Origin of the sequence: Bradyrhizobium sp. IC3195 (assembly GCF_020193585.1) — a bacterium.
GTDB classification, from domain to species: domain Bacteria; phylum Pseudomonadota; class Alphaproteobacteria; order Rhizobiales; family Xanthobacteraceae; genus Bradyrhizobium; species Bradyrhizobium yuanmingense.
Genome location: NZ_JADYVG010000003.1, coordinates 141,363 through 163,308, shown reverse-complemented (window position 1 = coordinate 163,308; position 21,946 = coordinate 141,363). Strand labels below are relative to the sequence as shown.

The window sequence follows — 21,946 nt, the reverse complement described above, 5'->3', positions numbered from 1 at the left end:
TGTGGCGCCGCTGAAATCGGCTTCGGGGATCATCGTGTCGACATTCGAATGGATCATTGTGTTGCTGCTCGGCGCGGTTGGCTTATCGGCGCTGGCGCGGCGGATCAAGGTGCCCTACCCGACCTTTCTCGCCATCGGCGGCGCGCTGATCGCCTTCGTGCCGTCGAGCCCGTCCTGGACGCTGGAGCCGGACCTCGCCCTTGCCCTTTTTGTCGCGCCGGTCCTGCTCGATGCCGCCTTCGACACGTCGCTGCGCGACCTTCGCAAGAACTGGGTTCCGGTCTCGACCCTGGTGGTGGCCGCGGTCGGCCTCACCACGGCCGCCGTGGCCTATGTCGCGCACCGGCTGATGCCCGACATGCCCTGGGCCGCCGCGGTCGCGCTCGGCGCCATCGTGGCGCCGCCGGATGCGGCCGCTGCGGTTGCGATCCTGAGCCAGGTCAAGCTGCCCCACCGCATGGTCAAGGTGCTGGAGGGCGAAAGCCTGCTCAACGATGCCAGCGCGCTGCTGATCTATCGCATCGCCGTCGGCGCGGTCGCCACCGAGCATCTGACCTGGAGCCAGGTCGCCCCGACCATGGCGCTGGCGCTGGTCGGCAGCGTCATCGCTGGTCTGGCCGCAGGCCGCATCATTCCGCTGTTCATGGAGCGGGTGACGGAGGCGCCGAGCGCCATCATCGTGCAGTTCGCCACCACCTTCATGGTCTGGATCGCCGCCGAGCATCTCGGTCTCTCCGGCATCCTCACCATCGTGGTCTACGCCATCACGGTCGCGCGCACCGCACCGGCGCGCATCCCGGCGCGGCTGCGGGTGCCGTCCTATGCGGTGTGGGAGACGACCGTGTTCGTGCTCAACGTGCTCGCCTTCATGCTGATCGGCATGCAGATGCGGCCGATCTGGACGCGGCTGGATGCGGACGTGCGCTGGGAATATTGCGTGGCCGCCGCCTGGATCCTGCTTACGGTGATCCTGGTACGCCTGTTCTGGGTGACGTTCTATCGCACGAGCCTGCGGGTGCTGATCGCGCAGGGGCTCTATCATCCCAAGGATCCGCAGCAGGTGGCCTCGCCCAAGGGCGGGCTCATCATCTCCTGGTGCGGCATGCGCGGCCTCGTCACGCTCGCCACCGCCTTTGCCCTGCCGGAAAACTTTCCCTATCGTGACTTCATCGTCTTCATCGCGTTTGCGGTGGTGCTGGGATCGCTGGTGATCCAGGGCCTGACGCTGCGGCCGCTGATCCTCGCTTTCAACCTCAAGGACGACGATCCCGTCGGCATCGAGGTCGCCCGCGGCCGCGCCGTGGCCTATCGCGCCGCGCTCGATGCGATCGAGAGCGATCCGTCGGAGGAGGCGGAAATCCTGCGGCTCGAATATCGCGCCATCCTGATGCAGGCCGAGACCGATCCCAACGGCGGCATCAGCAACGGCGAACTGCCCGCCGATCCCCTGCGCCGCCGCGCTATCGAGGCCGCGCGCAAGGCGATCTTCGACCTGCGCGCCACCGAGGTGATCGGCGACGATGCGTTTCATCGGCTCGAGGAGGAGCTCGATCGCGCAGAATTGAGCGCGGGCGGATGATGTCTCTCCGCTGTCGTCCCGACAAGAGTTTGGGCGCTCTGCAATGTGCGCCGAGTCACACACAGCATCCCGCAGCTTGAACCAAACCCCGCCTCTCCAGACTCACCCCTGATGACGACCCTGATTGACGACCGTCGTGTACGCGCGCGTGATGCGTCGCCTGCACGATATTTTTATCTCCACATGGCGCTCGCCTGCGCCGCCACTGCCTTTCTCGGCTTCGCACCGACCTATTGGGTGCCGCTCGCTCACCGGACATTGTCCGCAAGCCCGGTGATCCATTTTCACGGACTCTTGTTCTTCACCTGGTCGCTTTATTTCGTGCTCCAGACCTGGCTCGCGGCCTCCGGCCGCGTGGTCAATCACCGCTCGTTCGGCATCGTCGGCGTCTCGCTTGCGACCGCGATGGTCATTTCTGGCTTCTTCGCGTCCGTGACCTCGATGAAGAACGCCGCGGCGCTCGGACAGGCCGATGCAGGCATCGCCTTCTCGATCGTGCCGCTGAGCGGCATCACATTCTTTGCCGTGGTGTTCGCGCTCGCCATCATGAACACGCGCAGGCTCGAGGTTCACAAGCGCCTGATGCTGCTCGCGGCGGTCTCGATCCTCGACGCCGCGATCGCGCGCTGGTTCCTGACCTTCCTCGCACCATCAGGACCGTCCGGCCCGCCGCCGGTGCCCGTGACGATCGCGCCTGCTGTGGTCGCCTCCCTTCTGCTCGTCGTCGCCATGGTGCGCGACTGGCGCGCCGAGGGCCGCATGCATCCGGTGTACATCACGGGCACGCTCGCGCTTCTGGCGGTGAAGGTGCTCAACTGGCCGGTCAGCGAAACGGCGGCGTGGCACGCATTTGCCGGCGGCATCCTGGCGCTGGCGCAGTAGGCGACCAACATGCCGCTGTCGTCCCGAGCATCAAATCCGTCATGCTGGGAGAGGTTGCACCCGTCACGGTGGAGCCTAGAACCGCGGCAAATCCGGGAACGCCAGCTTGCCCGCGTGGACGTGCATGCGGCCGAGCTCGGCGCAGCGGTGCAGGGTCGGAAATACTTTTCCGGGATTGAGCAGGCCCTGCGCATCGAAGGCGCATTTCAGGCGCTGCTGCTGGTTGAGGTCGATCTCGCTGAACATGTCGGGCATGAGGTCGCGCTTCTCGATGCCGACGCCGTGCTCGCCGGTGAGCACGCCGCCGAACTCGACGCAGGCGCGCAGGATATCGGCGCCGAAGGCTTCGGCGCGCTCGATCTCGCCGGGCTTGTTGGCATCGTAGAGGATCAGGGGGTGCAGATTGCCGTCGCCGGCATGGAACACGTTGGCGCAGCCGAGCTGGTACTTTTCCGAGAGCTCGCGGATGCGCGCCAGCGCCTTCGGCAGCGCGCCGCGCGGAATGGTGCCGTCCATGCAGAGATAATCGGGCGAGATGCGGCCCACGGCGGGGAACGCGGCCTTGCGGCCGGCCCAGAACAGGTTGCGCTCGGCCTCGGAATTGGAGATCTGCAGCGTCACCGAGCCGCAGCCTCTCGCGATGGTCTCGACACGCGTGATCAGCTCGTCGACCTCGATCTTGGGCCCGTCGAGCTCGATGATGAGCAGCGCTTCGACATCGAGCGGGTAGCCGGCATGGACGAAGGCCTCCGCGGCGTGGATCGCGGGCTTGTCCATCATCTCCATGCCGCCGGGGATGATGCCGGCGCCGATGATGCGGGCCACGCATTCGCCGGCCGCCTCGACTTGCGCAAAGCCGACCATCAGCGCGCGCGCCGTTTCCGGCTTCTGCAGGATGCGCACCGTGATCTCCGTGATGACGCCGAGCAGGCCTTCCGAACCGGTGATGACGCCCATCAGATCATAGCCGGGATTCTCGCAGCCCTTGCCGCCGATGCGCAGGATCTCGCCGCTCATCAGCACGATCTCGCAGCCGAGCACGTTGTTGGTGGTCATGCCGTATTTCAAGCAGTGCACGCCGCCGGAATTTTCCGCCACGTTGCCGCCGATCGAGCAGGCGATCTGCGAGGACGGATCGGGCGCGTAATAGAAGCCGGCATCGGCGACCGCCTGGCTGATTGCGAGGTTGGTGACGCCGGGCTCGGTGACGACGACGCGGTTGTCGAAATCGATCTCGCGGATGCGCTTGAACTTGCCGAGGCCGAGCAGCACGCCGTCCTCGAGGGGCAGCGCGCCACCGGACAGCGAGGTGCCGGAGCCGCGCGGAACCACCTTGATGCCTTGCGCGGCACAATATTTCAGGACGAGCGAGACCTGCTCGGTCGTATCGGGCAGCACCACGACCATCGGCGGCTGCCGATAGGCGGTCAGCCCGTCGGATTCATAGGCCCGCATCTCGGCGAGGCTGTCGATCACGCCCTCGCCCGGCACGATTGCGCGCAAGGCGGCGACGATTTCGCTGCGACGCGCCAGCACGGCCTGGTCGCTTGCGGGCATCATGATGGCCATTTTAAGAAGCCTTCGTCCGACGGATGGAATTATCTCGGCAAATCAATCACGTCTTGCGGACTTTGGGTAGGTCCTCCGAAGGTCGCATTGCTTTGTTGCAGCGCAAGTTCTCTCTGGGGCAAGTCTGCTAGCAGGAAACCTGTCAGAGTTTCGCGGCTTGTCCACTTGCACCGGACCTGCCAAAACCACGACCCTCCATCTGACCCGGGAAGAGACGAAGAGCACACTTATGACAAAACTGACTTTCGGCGCGGTGACAATCCTCACCGTCATTGCCACCGCACCCGCCGCGATGGCGCAGGATGTCGCGGCCGGCAAGACATCGTTCAACAAGTGCCTGGCCTGCCACGCGATCGGCGAAGGCGCTAAGAACAAGGTTGGCCCGGAGCTCAACGGCCTCAACGGCCGCAAGTCGGGCGCGGTTGAGGGCTATAGCTACACGGACGCCAACAAGAATTCCGGCATCACCTGGGACGAGGCCACGTTTAAGGAATACATCAAGGATCCCAAGGCCAAGATCCCCGGCACCAAGATGGCGTTCGCCGGCATCAAGAACGAGACCGAGATCAACAATCTCTGGGCCTTCCTTGCCCAATACGACAAGGACGGGAAGATCAAGCAGTAAGCGCGCACGAGGCGGACGCTAGAGCTTCGGTTCTGATCGGACCAGAATCGAAGCTCTGGCTTTCTTGTTCTGACGCGTTTCTTCGCGCGAACCGGTTTCCACTTCGCTCGAAAAACGCTTTAGTCGGCGACCGCCTGCGCCGGGGCGATGTTTCCGATCATCGTCTCGATCTCCGCCTTCACGAGATCCGGCACGGCGTTCTGCACCATGTGGCCGAGATCGGGCAGCACGATCAGCTTTGCATTCGACACAGCCGCGGCGAACGGACGCGCGTGGATATTGGTTCTCACTGTCTTGTCGGGCTCGCCGGCGATGATCGTAACAGGCGCCGTAATCGCGCCATAGCGCGCGACTTGCGCGGCGACCGACTCCTTCAGCGTCACCAGATCATAGGCATTGGCGATGAACTCGCGCGGGCGCAGTAAGAGCGGTGTCGCGGAGTCCTGCACGAAACCATCCGGCATGATCTGCGGCAGGAACACGTTGCGGGCCCCGGCTTCGGTGATGAAATAGCCGAGCGGCAGCGTGATGGTGTAGGCGAGCAGCGGGCCGATCACGGGCGTTGCGATGATCTCGTTGTAGCGCCCGACACCGCCGCGCCAGGGATGCGTGACGGGCGCGAGCATCACGAGACCTGCCACGCGGCGCGGGTGATCGAGCGCGATCCGCGCGCCGAGGGCGCCGCTCCAGGAATGCACCACGAAGACCGCGCGATCGATCCCGAGCTTGCCGAGCGCCTCGTCGATCATGCGCGCCTGAATCTGCGGCGTCGAATCCTGCCGGCTTGCGCGCGTGCTCCAGCCATGGCCGGGGCGGTCGATCAGAATCACGCGATGATCCCGGGCGAGGAGATCGCCGAGCGGCCGCCGCATCGCTTCGAGGTTGGAGCTCGCGCCGTGCAGCATCACGATCGGCGGGGCGGCCTCGCGCGGGCCGATCTCGACGACGTGAAGCGCGGCGCCCTCGACCTCGACCATGCGCCCCTGCGGCGGAAAGGCCCGCTGCACGGCGACGATTCCGGCCTGCGTGAGCAGCGCCAGCAGGACCAGCGCCGTCACGACTGACATCACGATCATGGAGAGAATCCGGGTGATCCTGGGCACGGGGCAGTTACGGGTCTGCTCGGCCGGCAGTTTCGCCGCCGGCGGTGCGCGCTTCCACCAAAAATGCTGGGGCTGTGGATATGTGCATAATTGCTGATCGAGAAAACTCAATGAAATCAGAGCCATTCTAAGCCGCACGCAAGCTTCGGACCAGCTTCATGCGGGCGTCATCGCAGCTTCCATATAATCGCCATGGTCGGTTCCGCCATCTAGGCGCGGGTGGGCGCCGATCCTCCCCGCAACATCAGGGGGATGCGGGAAAGACCGGCAGGATTGTCCTGGTTTGAACCGGAGAATTTCGATGAGCTTCAGATCGAACGATACTGCAATCGACGAAATCGTCGCGAGCTGCAACGGCGACCTGCGCGGTGCGGTGCGGGCGCTGCTCCTGATCAACGAGCATCTCGAGACCGAGCTGGCAAAGGCCTACGCCGCAGCCGCCGACCGCGGCCTGGTCGAGCGCGGCAGCAGCGTGCTGCATTAAGCGCAGCCTAGTTCGCCCCCTCCTCCTGCTTTTCTTCCTCGGGCGTGACCGGGGGACAGACGCGAATCGTCGAGCGCGCAAGCTTGGCATCGGCCCTGGACTTGTAGGGACCGTCGCCGAACCAGATGTCGCCAATGATGACTGGATTGCTGGTCACGATGGCGCATTTGCCGGTGGCACGGTTGCCGACCACCCAGAACAGTCCGTCGGCGAAGCTCACCGTTCCCGACGCGAGCAGCAATGTCGCTGCGACCATCAAACGCTTCATGGCTTTCGCTCCTGCCATGCAGGTAGGCCTGCAACAGGCCTTGCAATAGTCCTTGCAACGTCCCGGCTCGGATCGTGGTTAATCCGCGGCGGCCGCGATCGCTCAAGATATGATCGAGTTATAGCTAGATGTCGCGGCCTTCGACCTTTTCGGTCAGCGCCTTGACCTGGTCGGGGATCTTTTCCAGGTGCGGATTGACGGCGAGCGCGTTGCGGTAGGCCTCGAGCGCGCGCCTCTCGTCCCCGACCTCCTGCATGATCATGCCGAGGCCGGCGAGCGCGCCGAAATGGCGGGGCTCCCGGATCAGCACTTGCTGAATGTCCGCGAGCGAGCGGCCATAATCGTTCTGCATGTAATAGAGCGTCGCACGCCGGTTCCAGGCTTCGATGTAATCGGGCCTGAGCTTGATGATCGAATCCAGGAGCTTGATCGCGACGTCGATCTTCTTCGCATCGACGGCGGTCTTGGCGCGCGACATCAGGAGCGCGGCGGTGTCGCTCGGGGTCTGCAGCCAGATCGCCCAGATCCGCGCCTCGACATGCTTGGCGCTGGCCTCGTCGGGCGCCGCCTTCAGCGCGCCGAATAGGAAATCGAGATTCTTGCTGCGGTCGACCTTCGGCAGCTTTGACGGCGCCTCCGGCAGTTTCTTCTGCTTGCCGGGCGGCTCGACCTGCTGGGCCAGGGCCGCCGGCGCAAGGCCGGCGGTTCCCAGCACGAGGGCCAGACACAGGGTGCGCGCGAAACGGAATCTCACTGCCATGGTGGAAGTCTAAACGCGCAAAGCCGCCCTTGCAAAGCAAAGGCGGCGTCAAACTCGTGTGAGACCGTGGTCTTGCGGGGCGCGCGAAGGCTCCCGGCAGGGCGTGATCAGCCGCTCAGATCAGCCCTGGCGCGCCTTGAAGCGGCGCTGCACCTTGTTGATCACATAGACCCGGCCCTTGCGGCGGACCAGGCGGTTGGCGCGATGGCGACCGCGCAGCGATTTCAGCGAGTTACGGACCTTCATGGCAGAATCCTGAACGTTCGAAAGGCCGTGTTCGGCACTACCGTTTCGGCACGCGCGAATGTGGCAAAATGAGATTTTTCCCGCTGGCGGACCGACCGCCCGGGACAGAGCGGTTCTTAAGGCATGGCGGGAGGTCATGTCAATGTTAACTGCCCGCCTCCCAACGAGCAAAACCGTGAAAACAACCCCATGCACAGTAGAAGCGGCCGGATCGGCCCGATCCGGCGCATGGGAGGTCAGGCCCGGCAAAGACTGTCGCGGCCTGCGCTTTCGCCGCCACCAGCGCCTTGCCAAATTCGTTATATCCTATAATCAATTCGGCAACCCGTCGGGAGGACACCCATGCCGAAGCTGAAGCTGCCTGATATCGACAAAGTCGTCGCCATCGACATCCACACCCATGCCGAGGAGCCCTGCGGCACCCATCCCGACGACGGCTATGACGATTTCCAGGCGCAGATGGCGGAGTATTTCAAGTCGCCGCACAAGCATCCGCCGACCGTGCCGGAGACCGCGGCCTATTACCGCTCCAAGAACATCGCCGCGGTGATCTTCCCGGTCGATGCCGAGCGCGAGACCGGCTTCCGCCGCTACAAGAACGAGGAGATGCTGGAGATCGCCTCCGAGCATCTCGACGTGCTCATCCCCTTCGTCTCGATCGACCCGCACAAGGGCAAGCTCGGGGCCCGCGAGGCGCGCAAGCTGATCGAGGAATACGGCGTACGCGGCTTCAAATTCCATCCGACCATGCAGGGCTTCTACGCCAACGACCGCATGGCCTATCCGCTCTATGAGGAGATCAACAATGGCGGCGCGATCGCGCTGTTCCACACCGGCCAGACCGGCGTCGGCTCCGGCATGCCCGGCGGCATGGGCATGCGGCTGAAATATTCCAACCCGATGTACATGGACGATGTCGCGGCCGATTTCCCCGACCTCAAGATCATTCTCGCCCACCCCTCCTTCCCCTGGCAGGAAGAGGCGCTGTCGGTCGCGACCCACAAGCCGAACGTCTACATCGATCTGTCGGGCTGGTCGCCGAAATACTTCCCGCCGATCTTGGTGCGCTACATCAACTCGATTCTGCAGGACAAGATGCTGTTCGGCTCGGACTGGCCGGTGATCACGCCGGACCGCTGGCTGTCGGATTTCGCCAAGATCGAGATTCGCGACGAGATCCGGCCGAAGGTGCTGAAGGCGAACGCGCGCAAGCTGCTGGGAATCTAGACGATCCGCTTCCATGAAACCGGCATGCAACTAGGTTTGGCCACGGGGTACACATCTCGGCTGGCGTAGCCTGGCGTAGCCTAGCATATCCTTCCATATCTGGTCCGGATTCGGACGGCGCGTAGAGTACCTCGAACACGACGCGCGCCGCCTGCTCCGGATCCTCTGGGTACGTCAGAGCGACCGACATCGTACCCACAGTTCTTTCAGGCTGGCGGCCGGGCCGCGGTCCACATCGACCTCACGACGTTGTGTGATTCCACCCGATTCAAGCTTGGGCGGCTCACCAGCGGCGTCGAAGTAGGTGGATGGGGCGCGTGATACTCCGGCGATCCAGGACGCAAAAGCAGGTTGGAGGGAAACTTTCGGGTACCCGGGTCGTTCGCTAAGACACGTTGAGCAGCGAATGCCATGTCTCGCCCCACCGTCCTGATCACCGGCAGCAGCGGCTTTCTCGGCCAGGCGATCGCGCGCGGCTTGATGGATCGTTACCAGGTCATCGGCCTCGATGTCAGCCGCCCTAAGAAGCCGTTGTCCGGCATCGAGACGATTGAGATCGACCTCACCTCGGATGCAATCGTGGCGAAGGCGCTGGACCAGGTTCGTGCGCGAACAGGCCGTCGGATCGCCTCGGTCATTCACCTTGCCGCCTATTACGACACGACCGGCGAGGACAACCCGAGATACGATGCCGTCACCGTTCAGGGAACGCGCCGACTGCTGGCGGCCCTTCAGGCATTCGACACGGAGCAGTTCGTCTTCTCGAGCACGCTGCTCGTGCATGCTCCTAGCTCGGCAAAGGGAAGAAAGATCGATGAAGATTCGCCGATCGAACCAGCTTGGGCCTATCCGCAGTCAAAGGCGAAGACCGAGACCCTGATCCTGAACGAGCATGGCAACATCAAGGTCGCGATCCTGAGGCTTGCAGGTGTCTATGACGAGGATTGCCGTGCGGCATTCATCGCGCAGCAGATCGCCCGCATCTTCGAGCGCTTGCCGACCGCTTATCTCTTCACCGGCGACATCACCACTGGCCAGCCCTATCTCCACAAGAACGACCTCGTCGAGGCCGTGGTACGCGTGGTCGATCGACGCAATGATCTTGCTGATGAAACGACACTGCTCATTGGCGAAGAGGAAACGCCGAGTTACGATGAGATGCAGAGGCGGATTGGCCAGCTTGTGCATGGGGAGAGATGGCGGACGATGTCCCTCCCGAAAGAGATGACGAAGCTCGGCACTTGGATGCAGGAGAACGTTCTCGATCAGGATACCGACATCAAGTCGTGGATGATCGAGAATGCCGACGACCATTATGAGATCGATACTTCGCGAGCGAGGAGCCTCTTGGGGTGGAAACCCCGACACAGTCTGACCGCCACGCTGCCCGAAATGATCCGGCGGCTTAAGGTCGACCCGACGGACTGGTACGAGACGAACAAACTTCATCCTGCGACGGTCGCCGCTTCCGAACCCGAGCTCGACCAGGCCGCGGAGAGACTGCGGCAATCGGTGGAGCCTTCGAAAGATGAGGTTGAGGCCGAGACGGAACGGCATCGGGCGCGCACGCTCTGGGCGCCGCTGACCAATGCAGCGATTGGACTGTGGCTCGTCGCCTCGCCTGTCACGCTTGGTCTCTTCGATCCATCCGCGGCGCCAATTCCACCGGCGCTGGGACATGAGATCGCTTCGCCCGAGACACGTGACGGCAGGCTCGGCATCAGCGAGATCGTGTCCGGCATTCTTGTCGTCGCGTTCGCACTCATCGGCATGCGTCGGCGCTGGCGCTGGTTGCAGTGGCTCACCGCTGCCGTCGGCATATGGGTCATGTTCGCACCTCTCGTGTTCTGGACCACGAGCGCTGGAGCCTACGCCACCGATACGCTTGCTGGCATGCTGATCGTGACGCTCGCGGTGATGGTTCCTCCAACACCGGGCATCAGCCGCCAAGCCCTCGCCGCCGACGATGATCGCCCCCTCGGCTGGACCTACTCGCCATCCACATTCAGCCAGCGCCTCCACATCATTGCTCTGGCCTTTGTCGGCCTGTTCGTCTCGCGCTATCTCGCCGCCTATCAACTCGGTCATATCGACGGCTTGTGGGATCCTTTCTTCGGCCCAGGTGATGCAGCGGTCGCCAATGGCAGCGAGGCGGTGGTGACCTCCTGGGTCTCGAAGGGCTTTCCGGTCGCCGATGCCGGGTTTGGCGCCTTCGCCTACGCGCTAGATGCCCTGGCAGGCGCGATCGGCGACCGTCGCCGCTGGCGCACAATGCCATGGATGGTGATTCTGTTCGGCCTACTGGTTATCCCGCTCGGGCTCGTGAGCGTCAGCTTCATCATTATCCAGCCCCCTTTGATCGGTGCACTGTGTACGCTCTGCATCATCCAGGCCGCGATCACGATAGTGCTCATCCCCTATTCGATAGATGAGGTACTGGCGAGCTGTCAGTATCTTTGGGGCGCGAAGCAGGCGGGCCAGCCGTTCTGGCGCACTTTCTGGCGCGGTGGCCCGGCGCTCTCCGAGAAGCAGACGCCGACGCCCGATCTCGACCGCCCGTTATCGGCGGTGCTGCGCGACATAGTCACCGGCGGCGTCAATTTTCCCTGGACGCTGGTCGCGAGCTCTTTCCTTGGAATGCTGCTGATGATCACGCCGCTTGCCTTCGGCACGAGCCCGATCCTCTACTTCAGCGACCATATCACCGGCTGCCTTGTCATCCTCGTCGCCGTTACGGCGATGGCGGAGGTGGCGCGTGCCGCGCGGTTCGCCAACGTCGCGCTCGGAGCATGGGTGGCAATCTCCCCCTTTGTCCTCGACGGCGCCACGACAATCGCGACGATAGCCAACGTTGCAACCGGTGTCCTCCTCATCGGGCTGAGCCTGCCACGCGGCACCCGTAGCGCCGCGCATTACGGCGGATGGGACCACGCAATAGTATGACGCAACGGCGGGCTCTGCGTGGGCGCCACCGAAGATGATGCGGGGAGCTTTCTCATGACGCATCTGATCGGACAGCGGCATCACGTATGGCTCGCCGAGTGCTTGATCGCTGCAACAACAGAGGTGCCCTCTCTCCCGCAGGCTTGCGGGAGCGAGTCGGGAGAGGGTGCTTCCGCAATGGGACAATTCCCAAGAGGACAAAGCCCTCACCCGGCGCCATAGCCGATGCGAAGCATCGGCGTCTTAGAGAACGGCGGCCAGAGGCCGCCTATGCCTCTCCGCAAGCGGGAGAGGTGAACGAGCCCCACCGATCAATTCAACCTAAAGCCATTTCGCTCTAATCGTATCCTCATCGCAGCGCATGAGGGCTTCGATCCCATTGACCAAAGCCCTCGCACTCAGACGAAGGCTTCAGACTTGAGCCAAGCCTCCATCGACAAAGACCTCGCCGCCGGTCATGTAGCTGCTGTCCGAGGACGCCAGGAATGCGGCCACTGCCCCGGTCTCGCTGGGGTCAGCGACGCGCCCGATGGGCGTCGCGCTGCCGAGCGCGTCGAAGGCTTCCTCGCCCACGACCTCCAGCGCCAGCTCCGTCTTGGTCGGCCCCGGCGACAGAACGTTGACGCGGATGCCGGTGCCGCGCAGGTCCAGCGCCCAGCTGCGCGCCAGATTGCGGATCGCGGCCTTGGTCGCGCTGTAGATGCTGAATTGCGGCGTTCCCATCACGCCCGTGCTCGAGCCGGTCAGGATGATCGACGATCCCCTGCGCATCAGCGGCAGGGCTTTCTGCACGGTGAACACCAGCCCCCTCACATTGACATCGAAGATCTGATCGTAGTGCTCGGGGGTGATCTGGCCGAGCGGCGCAAACGCGCCGGTCCCGGCATTGGCGAACAGGACGTCGACATTGCCGCGTTCGGCCTTCACCGTCGCATACAGTCGGTCGAGGTCGGACAAGTCGGTGACCGATCCCCTGACTGCGCGCGCCGAGGACCCCAGCTGCGCGAGCGCGGCGTCGAGTGGCTCCTGCCGTCGCCCGAAGATATAGACGAATGCGCCCTCATCGACGAACCGTTTCGCGGCTCCGAGCCCGATGCCCGTTCCACCGCCCGTCACCACCGCCGTCTTGCCTTGTAGTCTGCTCATGATGTGCTCCTTCATTGAGGTTGCACTGAGCTGGCGGCCTACCTACCTGACCACAAGTATGCACCTTTTGGTAAGTACCCAAAAAATGTCGTCAGATCGTACAGACCTCATCTCCCCGCCGGCGCAAGCCCAAGCGGACGTCCAACGTTGCACGCCGAACCTGCCCGGCTTCACCTGCGGCTTGGATGCGACCTTGCGGGTCGTCTCGGGCAAGTGGAAGCCGCTGATCCTGTACTTTGTCGCCCAGGACGGACCGACCCGTTACGGCGAGCTCCGGCGCGCCATACGCGACGTCAGCGACAAGGTGTTGATCCAGCAGCTCAAGGAGCTGGAGGCCGATGGCCTCGTGAAGCGGACCGACTACAAGGAGGTGCCGCCGCGGGTGGACTACAGCCTCACGCCTCTGGGCCAGAGCCTCGCCGAAGCGCTGGTGCCGCTCTGCACGTGGGGCACCGAGCACATGGCGGAGGTCAGCCGGGTGTTCGCAGAGCGGGCGACCTGGACGCGGCCAGGACGTCAGCCGACCGGCTAGCTTCCGCTGCACTTCGTCCGCCCCTGATCGCAGCGTTGGCGCAATTCGCCTTGAGTCCCCGTGAGCCGTTTGCCGACGCCGACTGCGGAAGAGAGTTTGTTCACTCGATACTTGCTGGATGCACGGTCCCTTCCCGCTTGCCTGTGTCCGACGTTGATTGGCTCCGGCGCATCAGGCTCAACCTTCTTCCCCAAGAGAGGATTGGCGCTTCAATGAGGACGTGCAAGACAATGGCAAGACCGACAGAGAGCAGGATGAGTGCGATAACTGTCCCGGCGACTGACAGCAGCCACGGCCTGTCAAAATTGGCGATCCATTTCACCAACGGGTAGTGGACCATGTACAGCGAGTACGAAATCTTGCCCAGGTATTGCAGGACGGGCGAGAAGGATTGCCCTTCGATCTCGGCAGATACCACCGCATACATGAGCAATCCCGCGCCTAAGCCATAGGTCGGTACGCGGGCAAACTGTGGATCGGTCGCTCCCTGCACAAAAATCCAGTACCAGCCGGCAAAGAACAGGCCCGCTGAACAAGCTATGAGACGGGGCGAAAAGCGCAATCCGCGTTCTTTCAAGAGATAGGCGATGCCAACGCCGGCACCGAATTCCAGCACCAGCGGGTGGGAGTAGATGCCGAGCTGAATTTGGAAGAAGGATGCGACGACGACCATGCCGAGCCACGCGAAAAGGATCTCGAATAGACGGTTCGGCTTAATCGCAAGGATGATTGCGACTGCAGCATAGAAGTGCAGCTCGAAAGCGAGTGACCATGCTGGCCCTATGTACCAGTTCGGATATGTCCACGCGAAGATCGTTCCGGCGTCGAGTGCCGGACGTTCCCCCGGCGCCAGTATGATCCAGTAGGAGCTGGCGAACGCCGCCAGCAACACGAGCCAATAGACCGGATAAATTCGAAGGGCTCGTCTGAACGCAAAATTGAAAGGGTTGTGTTGTGCCGCCGCTGTTGTTGCGATGATGAAGCCGGAGATAACGAAGAAAATGTCGACACCGCTCGCAAGAATGGTCATCGCTCCTTCGGCAAGCTCCGGGCCCACCATATCGGGTCTCGCACTGACTGCATGCCCGCAGACTACCGACAGCGCCGCAATGCCGCGCATTGCCTGTATACCCGCGAACACCTGCGGCGTTTTAGAAGCTTGGCGTCTGGCCGAACCATCGCAGTAAGTCTCGCCCTGCGGCGGGAGTTCTGCCGCTACGAGGGAGTGACGGGGACGTTGCATCTGGTGATCTGCTAGGTGCAGAAAAGACTGGTCACGCATGGGCCGCCGCCGCGGTCGTGAGCGGCAGCGGTGCCGGCTTCGCCATCTTATGGTTGCGGGACAAGCGACGTCCAAGCCAATGAACGGCAACTATTGTCAGCAAAGCGATGACGGCCCCGGCAATGACATCGACGAAGAAATGACCGCCTCCGATCGGCGTCGCAGCCAGCATGACCGCGTTCCACAGCGCGCCCGGAATTCTCAACCACCGGATCGGCCACATCGCCCACACATAGAGGACAGCTAAAACGGCGTGAAAACTGGGAAAGGTCAGAACGGGAGCCAAGGCGTACACATCGATCACCCTGGTGACGCCCTGCCGGATCAATGGCAACTCGCGCAAAGTCGCGTAATAGCAAACCGGCTCGAAGTTCGGGTGGTCGGAGAGATCAAGTCCTGCGGCTTCATACGCTCCCGTCGCAGGAACGAGCGTCGAGATGAAGGTGGTTCCGATGAGAGCTACGGCCAAGCCGAGCACCAACTCCGTCCCCCGCTGATGGAATCCGAACAGCGGCAGGAGGATAATCAACAGAAGCATCTGCTTATTGATGGAATCATAGGTGAGCGCGAACGCATGCAGCAAGCCCGGCCTCTCGTTCACAAAGTGAACATAGGCCCGGAAGTCCAATCCCAGCATGCGATCGAACGCCAGCAGCCTGGCTTCCTGCATTGGCAGATTCGCGGAGGCGGCAATGTAGCCGAGGGATACGAGAAGGATGAGAAATAGGACGGTCTGCGCTGGCAGCAGAAGCGTTGCATAGACCCTGGGACTGGCGGTCGAGGATCTGGCGTTGAATTGCCCCACAAGTCCGTAAACCGCTGCCACCCCACCTACTGTGAGATATCCGCCCCATTTGATGCTGAAGCCTGTCAGGAGAACGCCAGCGCCGAATAGTGCGGCAAGTGCAGCGATAAGCGCCCAATTCAGCCGAAGTAACGACAGTGACGGGTCAAACTGCGGCGGTTCGACCAGCGCAGAGGGAAGCGATTGCGAAAGAGCCTCATCGCTTTCTTTCATTGGGCATTCTCACATTCCAGGAGAGTGCTTCTGCCAGAACAACTCTTAAGAGATTCACAATTTCAGGATGTGCAATTCGTCGATACGTCCCCTAATAGAAATTCGGGAAAACTTGGCAGGCAATTTGGCAGCGGAAGTGGCCTATGAACAAGGCTGCGAATGACCAACGAACGCGCCGTGAGGAATATGCGGAAGCAACCCGGCAAGCGCTGCTTGCTGCGGGGCGGGAAATATTCGCCCGGGACGGGCAGTGGCAGACGTCCGCAGTGATTTGGTAAGCTGACATGATGAGCACTCCCCGATCGGAGTTCTCAACGGGCCGAAAGGACAATTCATGCCCATCAAAGCCGTCGTCTTCGACGCCTATGGCACGCTCTATGACATCCAGTCGGTCGCTGACGTCACTGAGGATGCGTTTCCCGGCTACGGCGCGATCATCACGCAGGTCTGGCGCATCAAGCAGCTCGAATACACCTGGCTGCGCTCGCTGATGCGGCGCTACCAGGATTTTGACGCGGTCACGCGCGACTCCCTCGTCTATACGCTGCGCGTGCTCGGGCTCGCCTATGAGAGCGAGGCATTCGAGCGCGTCATCGAGAAATATCTGCATCTCGATCTCTATCCGGATGTGGCCGAAACGCTCGCGGCCCTGAGACCGCGCAAGCTCGCCATCCTCTCCAACGGCAGCCCGGACATGCTCAATGCGCTGGTACGCAATTCCGGGCTCGACCGCCTGCTCGATGCCACCATCAGCGTCGACGCGAAAAAGATCTTCAAGCCGAGCCCACAGGCCTATGAGCTGATCGGCGAGGTGCTCGGCACCGCGCCTGATGAGGTTCTGTTCGTCTCCTCCAATCCCTGGGACGCCGCCGGGGCAAAATCGTTCGGACTGAAGGTTGCCTGGATCGAGCGGGTGACGCCCGAAGCGATGGCGCTGGCTTGCGTCGAGAACGAACTCGTGGCACCGCTCACCATGTTCAAGGCGATCCGCACCCAGATGGATGAGCTCGGCTTTGCGCCGGATCATCGCGTCCGCGCCCTCTCCGAGCTGCCGGGAATCGCTTAGGGGTCGTCGCCCGCCTGTAAGATTGGAATGAGCTGCCCGGAATGAGCCTGGAATCCGTTCGCGCCTTCTTCGCCGAGAAAGCCCCCGACATCTCCGTCATTGAATCCCCGATCAGCTCCGCGACCGTGGCGCTGGCGGCCGAAGCCTATGGCGTCGAGCCGGGAATGATCGCCAAGACGCTGAGCTTGCGGATCGGCGAGCGCGTGATCCTGATCGTCGCGAGCGGCACCTCGCGCATGGACAACAAGAAGGTGAAGGCGCAGTTCGGCGGCAAGCCGAAGATGCTGGGTCTGGAGGAAGTCGCCGACATCACCGGACACGAGGTCGGCGGCGTCTGCCCGTTCGGCCTGAAGTCGCCGCTGCCGATCTATTGCGACATCTCGCTGAAGGCATTCGACGTCGTCGTGCCGGCTGCCGGCTCGACCCATAGCGCGGTGCGCATCACACCGGAGCGGATGGCCGAGCTGACCGCGGCTGAATGGGTCGACGTCTGCGAGCACAGGCCCTGAGCGGCGCTATTCGTCCTCGTCGTAAGGCCGCTGTGGAGGCGGCGGAGCAATGTAGCGTGGTGGCGGTGCGGCCCGGCCGCGCGGAACCTGTTGCTGCGGCGGCATCTGGTTGCTGGACTGGAACACCGCACGGCAGCCGCTCGAAAGCTGTGGCGTATTCTGCTGCAAGCAGGCCACGATGCGGTTCACGTCGGGAATCTGATCGCTGCACAGGCGCCACACATCAGGTGTGCAGGCCATCTGCTGTTCCATCGTGCCGCGGTATTCCTGCGCGGATGCAGCGCTGTGCGCCATGATGCCGCCGACCGCAAGCGCCACACCTAGCGCGATCCGCTCTGTTCGCATGTCCAGATCCTTCCCAAGTCTCTCGAATTCTCTTCAATCAATGAGACGCGAGCTTGTTCTGGACCAACAACAAAATGTGAAAAGCGCGACTGGAACCATGGCAGCTCCCGCTGACGCCTTGGTCCGTGGCGCCCCAGCAACAGGGCAGAAGCAAACCGGCCTCTTGCGCCTTTCGCCATAAGGCATTTCGCCTGACGCCAAGAATCATCACGGCGCTCCCGCTAGCAATGGGCTGCAATGAGGGGAATGTCGATGCCGACTGCAAGACCGGTCTGTGCGCAAAACGTCGCCACGGCCGCAATCTTTCGCCGCAAGCTGCTGGTCACCACCGCGCTGGCGCCCCTCGTGCTGGCCTTCCCGGTCCTGACGTCCAGCCCGGCGCGCGCCGCCTGCACCGTGGCCGGCACCGGCACGATCGGCGCACTCAATTCGGGCGATGTCGCAACCTGCACCGGCCTCGGCAACACCGATCACATCAACGCCACCGGCGGCAGCAACGTGACGGTGAATGTCGGTGACGGCATCATGACGTCGCTGCTGCCGGGCGCAGGCATACCTGCGGTCGTTTTCGACGGCACCATCGGCTCGCATGTCACCGTCAACAATCAGGCGACAGTCTCGACCTCCAGCGGAGCGGTTCTGCTCTCCAACGGATCGACCCACAACAATGTGACGGTCGCCGCCGGTGCGATCGCGGAGGGTACGGGCAACGCCGAAGCAGCCATCGTCATCGACAATTCGAACGACAACCTCCTCAACATTCGCGGGACGGCCGTCGGCACCGGAGGAAACACGACGGGACTGCGGATCAGCGGGACGTCGAGCGGCAATGTCGTCCTCGTCTATGACAGCGGATCGATCGGCGGCGGCCATACCGGCGTGCAATTCATCGCCGGCGGCAATTCGCTCGTCAATGGCGGCACGATCTCCGGCGGCTTCTTCATCGCCATCCAGGGCTCTTCCGGCAGCGACACCATCTTCAACGCCGGCACCATCTCGGGCGGCGGCAGCGGAGCGATCGAGCTGAATGGCGGCGATGATCAGCTCGGCCTCGCTCCGGGGGCGACGATCACCGGGAATGTTCGCGGCGGGAGCGGTACCGACACGCTGAACTTCGGCAGCATTGGCAGCGCCACGTTCGACCTCGGCAATCTCGGCCCCGGCCTGCAATATGACGAGTTCGAGCAACTGAAGAAGAACGGCAACTCCGTCTGGACGCTGACCGGCACCACCGCCTTCAACGGCGCGACGACAGTGGACGCGGGCGGGCTGATCGTGAACGGCACATTGCCCTCGGTCGTCACGATCAATGGCGGCTATCTCGGCGGCACCGGCACCGTCGGCGGAATCGTCGTCAACAATGGCGGCATGGTCGCGCCCGGCAATTCGATCGGGACGCTCAACGTCAACGGCAACGTCGCCTTCAATGCCGGCTCGACCTTTCAGGTCGAGATCAACCCCGGCGGCCAGTCCGACAGGATCGCAGCGACCGGGACCGCGACGCTCAACGGCGGCACGGTGCAGATCGTGCCGCTCGGCGCGGGCTTTATCGCCAATACGCAATACACCATCCTCTCGGCGGCCGGCGGCGTCAGCGGCACGTTCGCGGCGCTCACGAGCTCTGGCAGCCCGCTAGTCACAGGGCAGCTCAGCTATGACGCCAACAACGTCTACTTCCTGCTGCAGCAGATCGGCGGCTTCGGAACGTTGTCGGGGCTGACGCCGAACCAGGCTGCGGTGGCCGGCGCACTCGACCAGGCACAGCTCGGCGGCGCATCGGGACCGCTGGCTACTGCGATCAACACGCTCGCCGCGCTCAATACGCCAGGCATCAAGGCCAGCCTCGACGACCTGGCCGGTCAAATCCACGCCGATGGGCGCCGCTTCGTTGCGGATCAGGCCGACATGTTCCAGAGCTTCATGTGGAATGCCGGGACGCAGTCGCGCGGCGAGACCGTTCGGATGACCGCGTCCGCCTACGCGCCGGAGCCCAGGGACCCGATCGGCAAGGCGCTGAACCGCCGCCGCGCGGCGCCGATGCAGAGCGTCTGGTTTGGTGGCTATGGCAATTGGGACAAGGTGGCCGCGAGCGACATTGCCTTCGGAACCAACACGACCATCGCCGGCGCCGCGCTCGGTGCCGACCTCTGGCACATGCCGGGCTTTACGGCAGGCCTCGCGGTCGGCGCATCGACCGGCCAACTGCGAATGACCGGCCGCGCCGACCGTATCGAGGCCAATGCCGGGCATGCCGGCGTCTACGCGCGCGGCGAAGCCGGCGGCTTCAATCTCGCATCGGCGATCAGCTATTCCTTTGCGGCGCTCGACTCCTCGCGCACGATCGCGTTCCTCGGCGAGACGGCAACTGCCGCCTCGCGCGCAAACACCTTTGCCGCTTCGCTGGGCATCTCGCGGCCGTTCCAGACAGGATGGGGTCTTGTCGCCGAGCCCTTTGCCAAGGCTGACTGGTACGCGACACGCCAGGGCAGTCTCTCAGAGGCCGGTGCGCCGGGGGTGAATCAGCTGGTGCGAAACGGCAGCTTCGACCTCGGCTATGGCACGGTCGGCTTGCGCGGCAGTCACCGCATGATGATGCCGAATGGCCACGCGGCACAGTTCGGCGCGACCATTGCCGTTCGTCATGAGTTTACCGGCAGCGCGGCAACCACGACGGCGGCGCTGGAAGGCGCACCCGGCATTCCGTTCGCGATCACCGGCGTCGAGCGCGCGCGCACGGTGGCGCTTGCCGGCGCCGAAATCCGGTGGGACCTGACGACCGCGACATCGTTCAAGGCCTCGTACGAGGGCGCGTTCGCGCCGGGATACGACCGTCACACGCTGCGCGGCCTGGTCCGCAGCGAATTCTGAACGGCCCTACTCCACCTTGCCGATCTTCTTCACCGCCGCGATCAGCCGCTTGCTGTCGGTCGCGACGAACTCAGAGAAGGCCGGCGCGTCCTGATAGGCGACGAGGCTGCCCGAGGTCTCGAATGCCTTGAGCACATCAGGGCTCGTCATCACTTGCGTCATCGCCTCGCGCAGGCGAATCGCGATCGGCGCAGGAAGAGCGCTCTGCGCGAACAGCCCGGCCCAGATGTAAAACTCGACGTCCTTGTAGCCGAGCTCCTGGAAGGTCGGCACATCAGGGAAGCTTGCGATGCGCTGCGCGCCGCAATTGCCGAGCACGCGCAGCCTGCCGTCGTCGACCTGCGGTTTCAGCGTGCCGGGTGCAGCGGTGATCGCCTGCACGGTGCCGCCGAGGATCGCGGTCAGCGCAGGACCTGCACCGCGGAACGGCACGTGCAGCAGTTTGATGCCGGCGCTGCTCGCGAACATCTCCATGGCCACATGCAGCGTGCCGTACGGCCCGGACGAGCCATAGGCGATCTGGCCCGGCCGCTTCTTCGCATCCTCGACGAAATCCTGCGCGGTTCTCCAGGGCGCCGAGGCCGGCACCGCGAGCAGCGTGGGATCGGCGAGCACGCGCGCGATCGGCATGAACTGCGAGACCTCGTAGGCGACGGGTCGGTCGAACAGCCGGTCGGCCTCGGGGAGCACCGCGAGCGAGGACAGCGTCATCAGCAGCGTGTAACCGTCGGGCTCGGCACGCGCGGCCGCGGCATTGCCGACCGATCCGCCGCCGCCTCCCGCCCGGTTGTCGACGATCACGGGCTTGCCGAGAATTCGCTCCAACGCCGTCGCGACCGGTCGCGCAGCGAGATCGGCCTGTCCGCCGGCCGGGAACGGCACGATCAGGGTGATGTTACGCGCCGGATAGGCTTGCGCAGCGGCCTTGTCCGGCCAAGCAGCCCGCAGCAACGGCAATGCCGCAGCGGCGCGCAGGAGATCGCGTCGATCCATGCTGGTCCCTCCCCTGATTTTCTTGTTTCGCCAGCCTAGCGTGGCGACCGGCAAGGACAAGTCGTTTACCAAACGTTAGCCATGTCCGGGGTGGCCAGGAACGCCGGCCTGGAGCCGCCGTTGGCCTTCCAGGGAGTGAGTGATGCACAATCTTGGAACCATCGACGTCGCCTTGGACGAGATGCTGGTGAATCTCGCGGCGATCGTGTTGCGGCTTTCGACGCCCGAATTGACGCGAACGCCCGAAGCGCGGCGCGCGCTGGCGCGATCCGTCCATCAATATGGTGTGTGTGCGGCGCGGTCGAGCGACCCACGCGTTCACGAATTGAAGGCGCAATTGGAGGGGACGCTGAAGCCAAGCCTGCGCGTCGTCGCGATCCATGGCGTGAAGGTGTCGTAGTTCGTCATTGCGAGGAGCTCTTGCGACGAAGCAATCCAGAATCTCTCCGAGGAGACATGCTGGATTGCTTCGCTGCGCTCGCAATGACGGAGAGCGTTGAA

At 63.5% G+C, this 21,946-nt stretch carries 21 protein-coding genes; 11 read left to right on the top strand and 10 right to left on the bottom strand.

From position 1 onward, the window contains the following. Position 1 precedes the first annotated feature (1 nt). Together I6F09_RS08095 and I6F09_RS08090 are read left to right on the top strand one after the other, a co-directional pair. Positions 2-1,579, top strand: coding sequence for a sodium:proton antiporter (locus I6F09_RS08095; protein ID WP_085968676.1), 1,578 nt, complete (start codon positions 2-4; stop codon positions 1,577-1,579). A gap of 111 nt (positions 1,580-1,690) precedes the next feature. Next, positions 1,691-2,461, top strand: coding sequence for a hypothetical protein (locus tag I6F09_RS08090; RefSeq protein ID WP_225146309.1), 771 nt, complete (start codon positions 1,691-1,693; stop codon positions 2,459-2,461). Between the two features lie 75 nt (positions 2,462-2,536). On the opposite strand, the gene I6F09_RS08085 is transcribed toward I6F09_RS08090, so the two are convergent. Continuing rightward, on the bottom strand, positions 2,537-4,030 hold the full coding sequence (locus I6F09_RS08085) for an FAD-linked oxidase C-terminal domain-containing protein (RefSeq protein ID WP_225187843.1): 1,494 nt from the start codon (positions 4,028-4,030) through the stop codon (positions 2,537-2,539). Between the two features lie 229 nt (positions 4,031-4,259). Between I6F09_RS08085 and cycA the strand changes: the two genes are divergently transcribed. After that, positions 4,260-4,655, top strand: coding sequence for a cytochrome c-550 CycA (gene cycA, locus I6F09_RS08080; RefSeq protein WP_035997470.1), 396 nt, complete (start codon positions 4,260-4,262; stop codon positions 4,653-4,655). A 119-nt stretch (positions 4,656-4,774) separates the two neighbouring features. Here cycA and I6F09_RS08075 read toward each other — a convergent pair whose 3' ends face one another. Beyond that, on the bottom strand, positions 4,775-5,731 hold the full coding sequence (locus tag I6F09_RS08075; protein WP_036021165.1) for an alpha/beta hydrolase: 957 nt from the start codon (positions 5,729-5,731) through the stop codon (positions 4,775-4,777). 328 nt (positions 5,732-6,059) lie between these two features. Here I6F09_RS08075 and I6F09_RS08070 point away from each other — a divergent pair, with 328 nt between their 5' ends. Further along, positions 6,060-6,242 (top strand): hypothetical protein, encoded by a 183-nt coding sequence (locus I6F09_RS08070; RefSeq protein WP_028180446.1) that lies wholly within the window; start codon positions 6,060-6,062, stop codon positions 6,240-6,242. Positions 6,243-6,249: 7 nt separating this feature from the next. On the opposite strand, the gene I6F09_RS08065 is transcribed toward I6F09_RS08070, so the two are convergent. From I6F09_RS08065 to ykgO, 3 genes are all read right to left on the bottom strand, one after another. Then, positions 6,250-6,510: a hypothetical protein gene (locus I6F09_RS08065; RefSeq protein WP_225149335.1), complete on the bottom strand. Its 261-nt coding sequence runs from the start codon at positions 6,508-6,510 to the stop codon at positions 6,250-6,252. A gap of 124 nt (positions 6,511-6,634) precedes the next feature. Continuing rightward, positions 6,635-7,270: a hypothetical protein gene (locus I6F09_RS08060; RefSeq protein ID WP_225187842.1), complete on the bottom strand. Its 636-nt coding sequence runs from the start codon at positions 7,268-7,270 to the stop codon at positions 6,635-6,637. Positions 7,271-7,390: 120 nt separating this feature from the next. Beyond that, positions 7,391-7,516, bottom strand: a complete 126-nt coding sequence (gene ykgO / locus I6F09_RS08055) for a type B 50S ribosomal protein L36 (protein WP_006611362.1) — start codon at positions 7,514-7,516, stop codon at positions 7,391-7,393. Positions 7,517-7,858: 342 nt separating this feature from the next. Between ykgO and I6F09_RS08050 the strand changes: the two genes are divergently transcribed. Further along, complete coding sequence (locus tag I6F09_RS08050; protein ID WP_036021159.1) at positions 7,859-8,743, top strand: amidohydrolase family protein; 885 nt, start codon at positions 7,859-7,861, stop codon at positions 8,741-8,743. Positions 8,744-9,154: 411 nt separating this feature from the next. Continuing rightward, complete coding sequence (locus I6F09_RS08045) at positions 9,155-11,686, top strand: NAD-dependent epimerase/dehydratase family protein (RefSeq protein ID WP_225187841.1); 2,532 nt, start codon at positions 9,155-9,157, stop codon at positions 11,684-11,686. Positions 11,687-12,097: 411 nt separating this feature from the next. On the opposite strand, the gene I6F09_RS08040 is transcribed toward I6F09_RS08045, so the two are convergent. Continuing rightward, on the bottom strand, positions 12,098-12,832 hold the full coding sequence (locus I6F09_RS08040) for an SDR family oxidoreductase (RefSeq protein WP_225187840.1): 735 nt from the start codon (positions 12,830-12,832) through the stop codon (positions 12,098-12,100). A 160-nt stretch (positions 12,833-12,992) separates the two neighbouring features. Between I6F09_RS08040 and I6F09_RS08035 the strand changes: the two genes are divergently transcribed. Further along, positions 12,993-13,364, top strand: a complete 372-nt coding sequence (locus tag I6F09_RS08035) for a helix-turn-helix domain-containing protein (protein WP_036021178.1) — start codon at positions 12,993-12,995, stop codon at positions 13,362-13,364. Between the two features lie 100 nt (positions 13,365-13,464). Here I6F09_RS08035 and I6F09_RS08030 read toward each other — a convergent pair whose 3' ends face one another. Then, positions 13,465-14,646, bottom strand: coding sequence for an acyltransferase (locus tag I6F09_RS08030; RefSeq protein ID WP_225187839.1), 1,182 nt, complete (start codon positions 14,644-14,646; stop codon positions 13,465-13,467). Then, positions 14,639-15,664 carry a phosphatase PAP2 family protein gene (locus I6F09_RS08025; RefSeq protein WP_225187838.1) on the bottom strand — a complete coding sequence of 342 codons (1,026 nt, stop codon included), beginning with the start codon at positions 15,662-15,664 and terminating at the stop codon, positions 14,639-14,641. Before I6F09_RS08025 ends, I6F09_RS08030 begins: the two co-directional genes overlap by 8 nt. A 334-nt stretch (positions 15,665-15,998) precedes the next feature. Here I6F09_RS08025 and I6F09_RS08020 point away from each other — a divergent pair, with 334 nt between their 5' ends. Further along, entirely contained in the window at positions 15,999-16,730 is a 732-nt protein-coding gene (locus I6F09_RS08020) for a haloacid dehalogenase type II (protein WP_225187837.1), read from the top strand. A gap of 41 nt (positions 16,731-16,771) precedes the next feature. Further along, entirely contained in the window at positions 16,772-17,239 is a 468-nt protein-coding gene (locus tag I6F09_RS08015; RefSeq protein ID WP_036036398.1) for a YbaK/EbsC family protein, read from the top strand. A gap of 6 nt (positions 17,240-17,245) precedes the next feature. Here I6F09_RS08015 and I6F09_RS08010 read toward each other — a convergent pair whose 3' ends face one another. Next, complete coding sequence (locus I6F09_RS08010; protein WP_035997417.1) at positions 17,246-17,584, bottom strand: hypothetical protein; 339 nt, start codon at positions 17,582-17,584, stop codon at positions 17,246-17,248. A 252-nt stretch (positions 17,585-17,836) separates the two neighbouring features. Between I6F09_RS08010 and I6F09_RS08005 the strand changes: the two genes are divergently transcribed. Beyond that, complete coding sequence (locus I6F09_RS08005; protein WP_225187836.1) at positions 17,837-20,452, top strand: autotransporter outer membrane beta-barrel domain-containing protein; 2,616 nt, start codon at positions 17,837-17,839, stop codon at positions 20,450-20,452. A gap of 6 nt (positions 20,453-20,458) precedes the next feature. Here the strand turns inward: I6F09_RS08005 and I6F09_RS08000 are convergent, their stop codons facing one another. Continuing rightward, positions 20,459-21,445 carry a tripartite tricarboxylate transporter substrate binding protein gene (locus I6F09_RS08000; RefSeq protein ID WP_225187835.1) on the bottom strand — a complete coding sequence of 329 codons (987 nt, stop codon included), beginning with the start codon at positions 21,443-21,445 and terminating at the stop codon, positions 20,459-20,461. A 142-nt stretch (positions 21,446-21,587) separates the two neighbouring features. Here I6F09_RS08000 and I6F09_RS07995 point away from each other — a divergent pair, with 142 nt between their 5' ends. Further along, the gene (locus tag I6F09_RS07995) at positions 21,588-21,845 is read left to right on the top strand and encodes a hypothetical protein (protein WP_225187834.1); all 258 of its coding nucleotides are present in this window, start codon (positions 21,588-21,590) and stop codon (positions 21,843-21,845) included. The last annotated feature ends 101 nt before the right edge of the window (positions 21,846-21,946 follow it).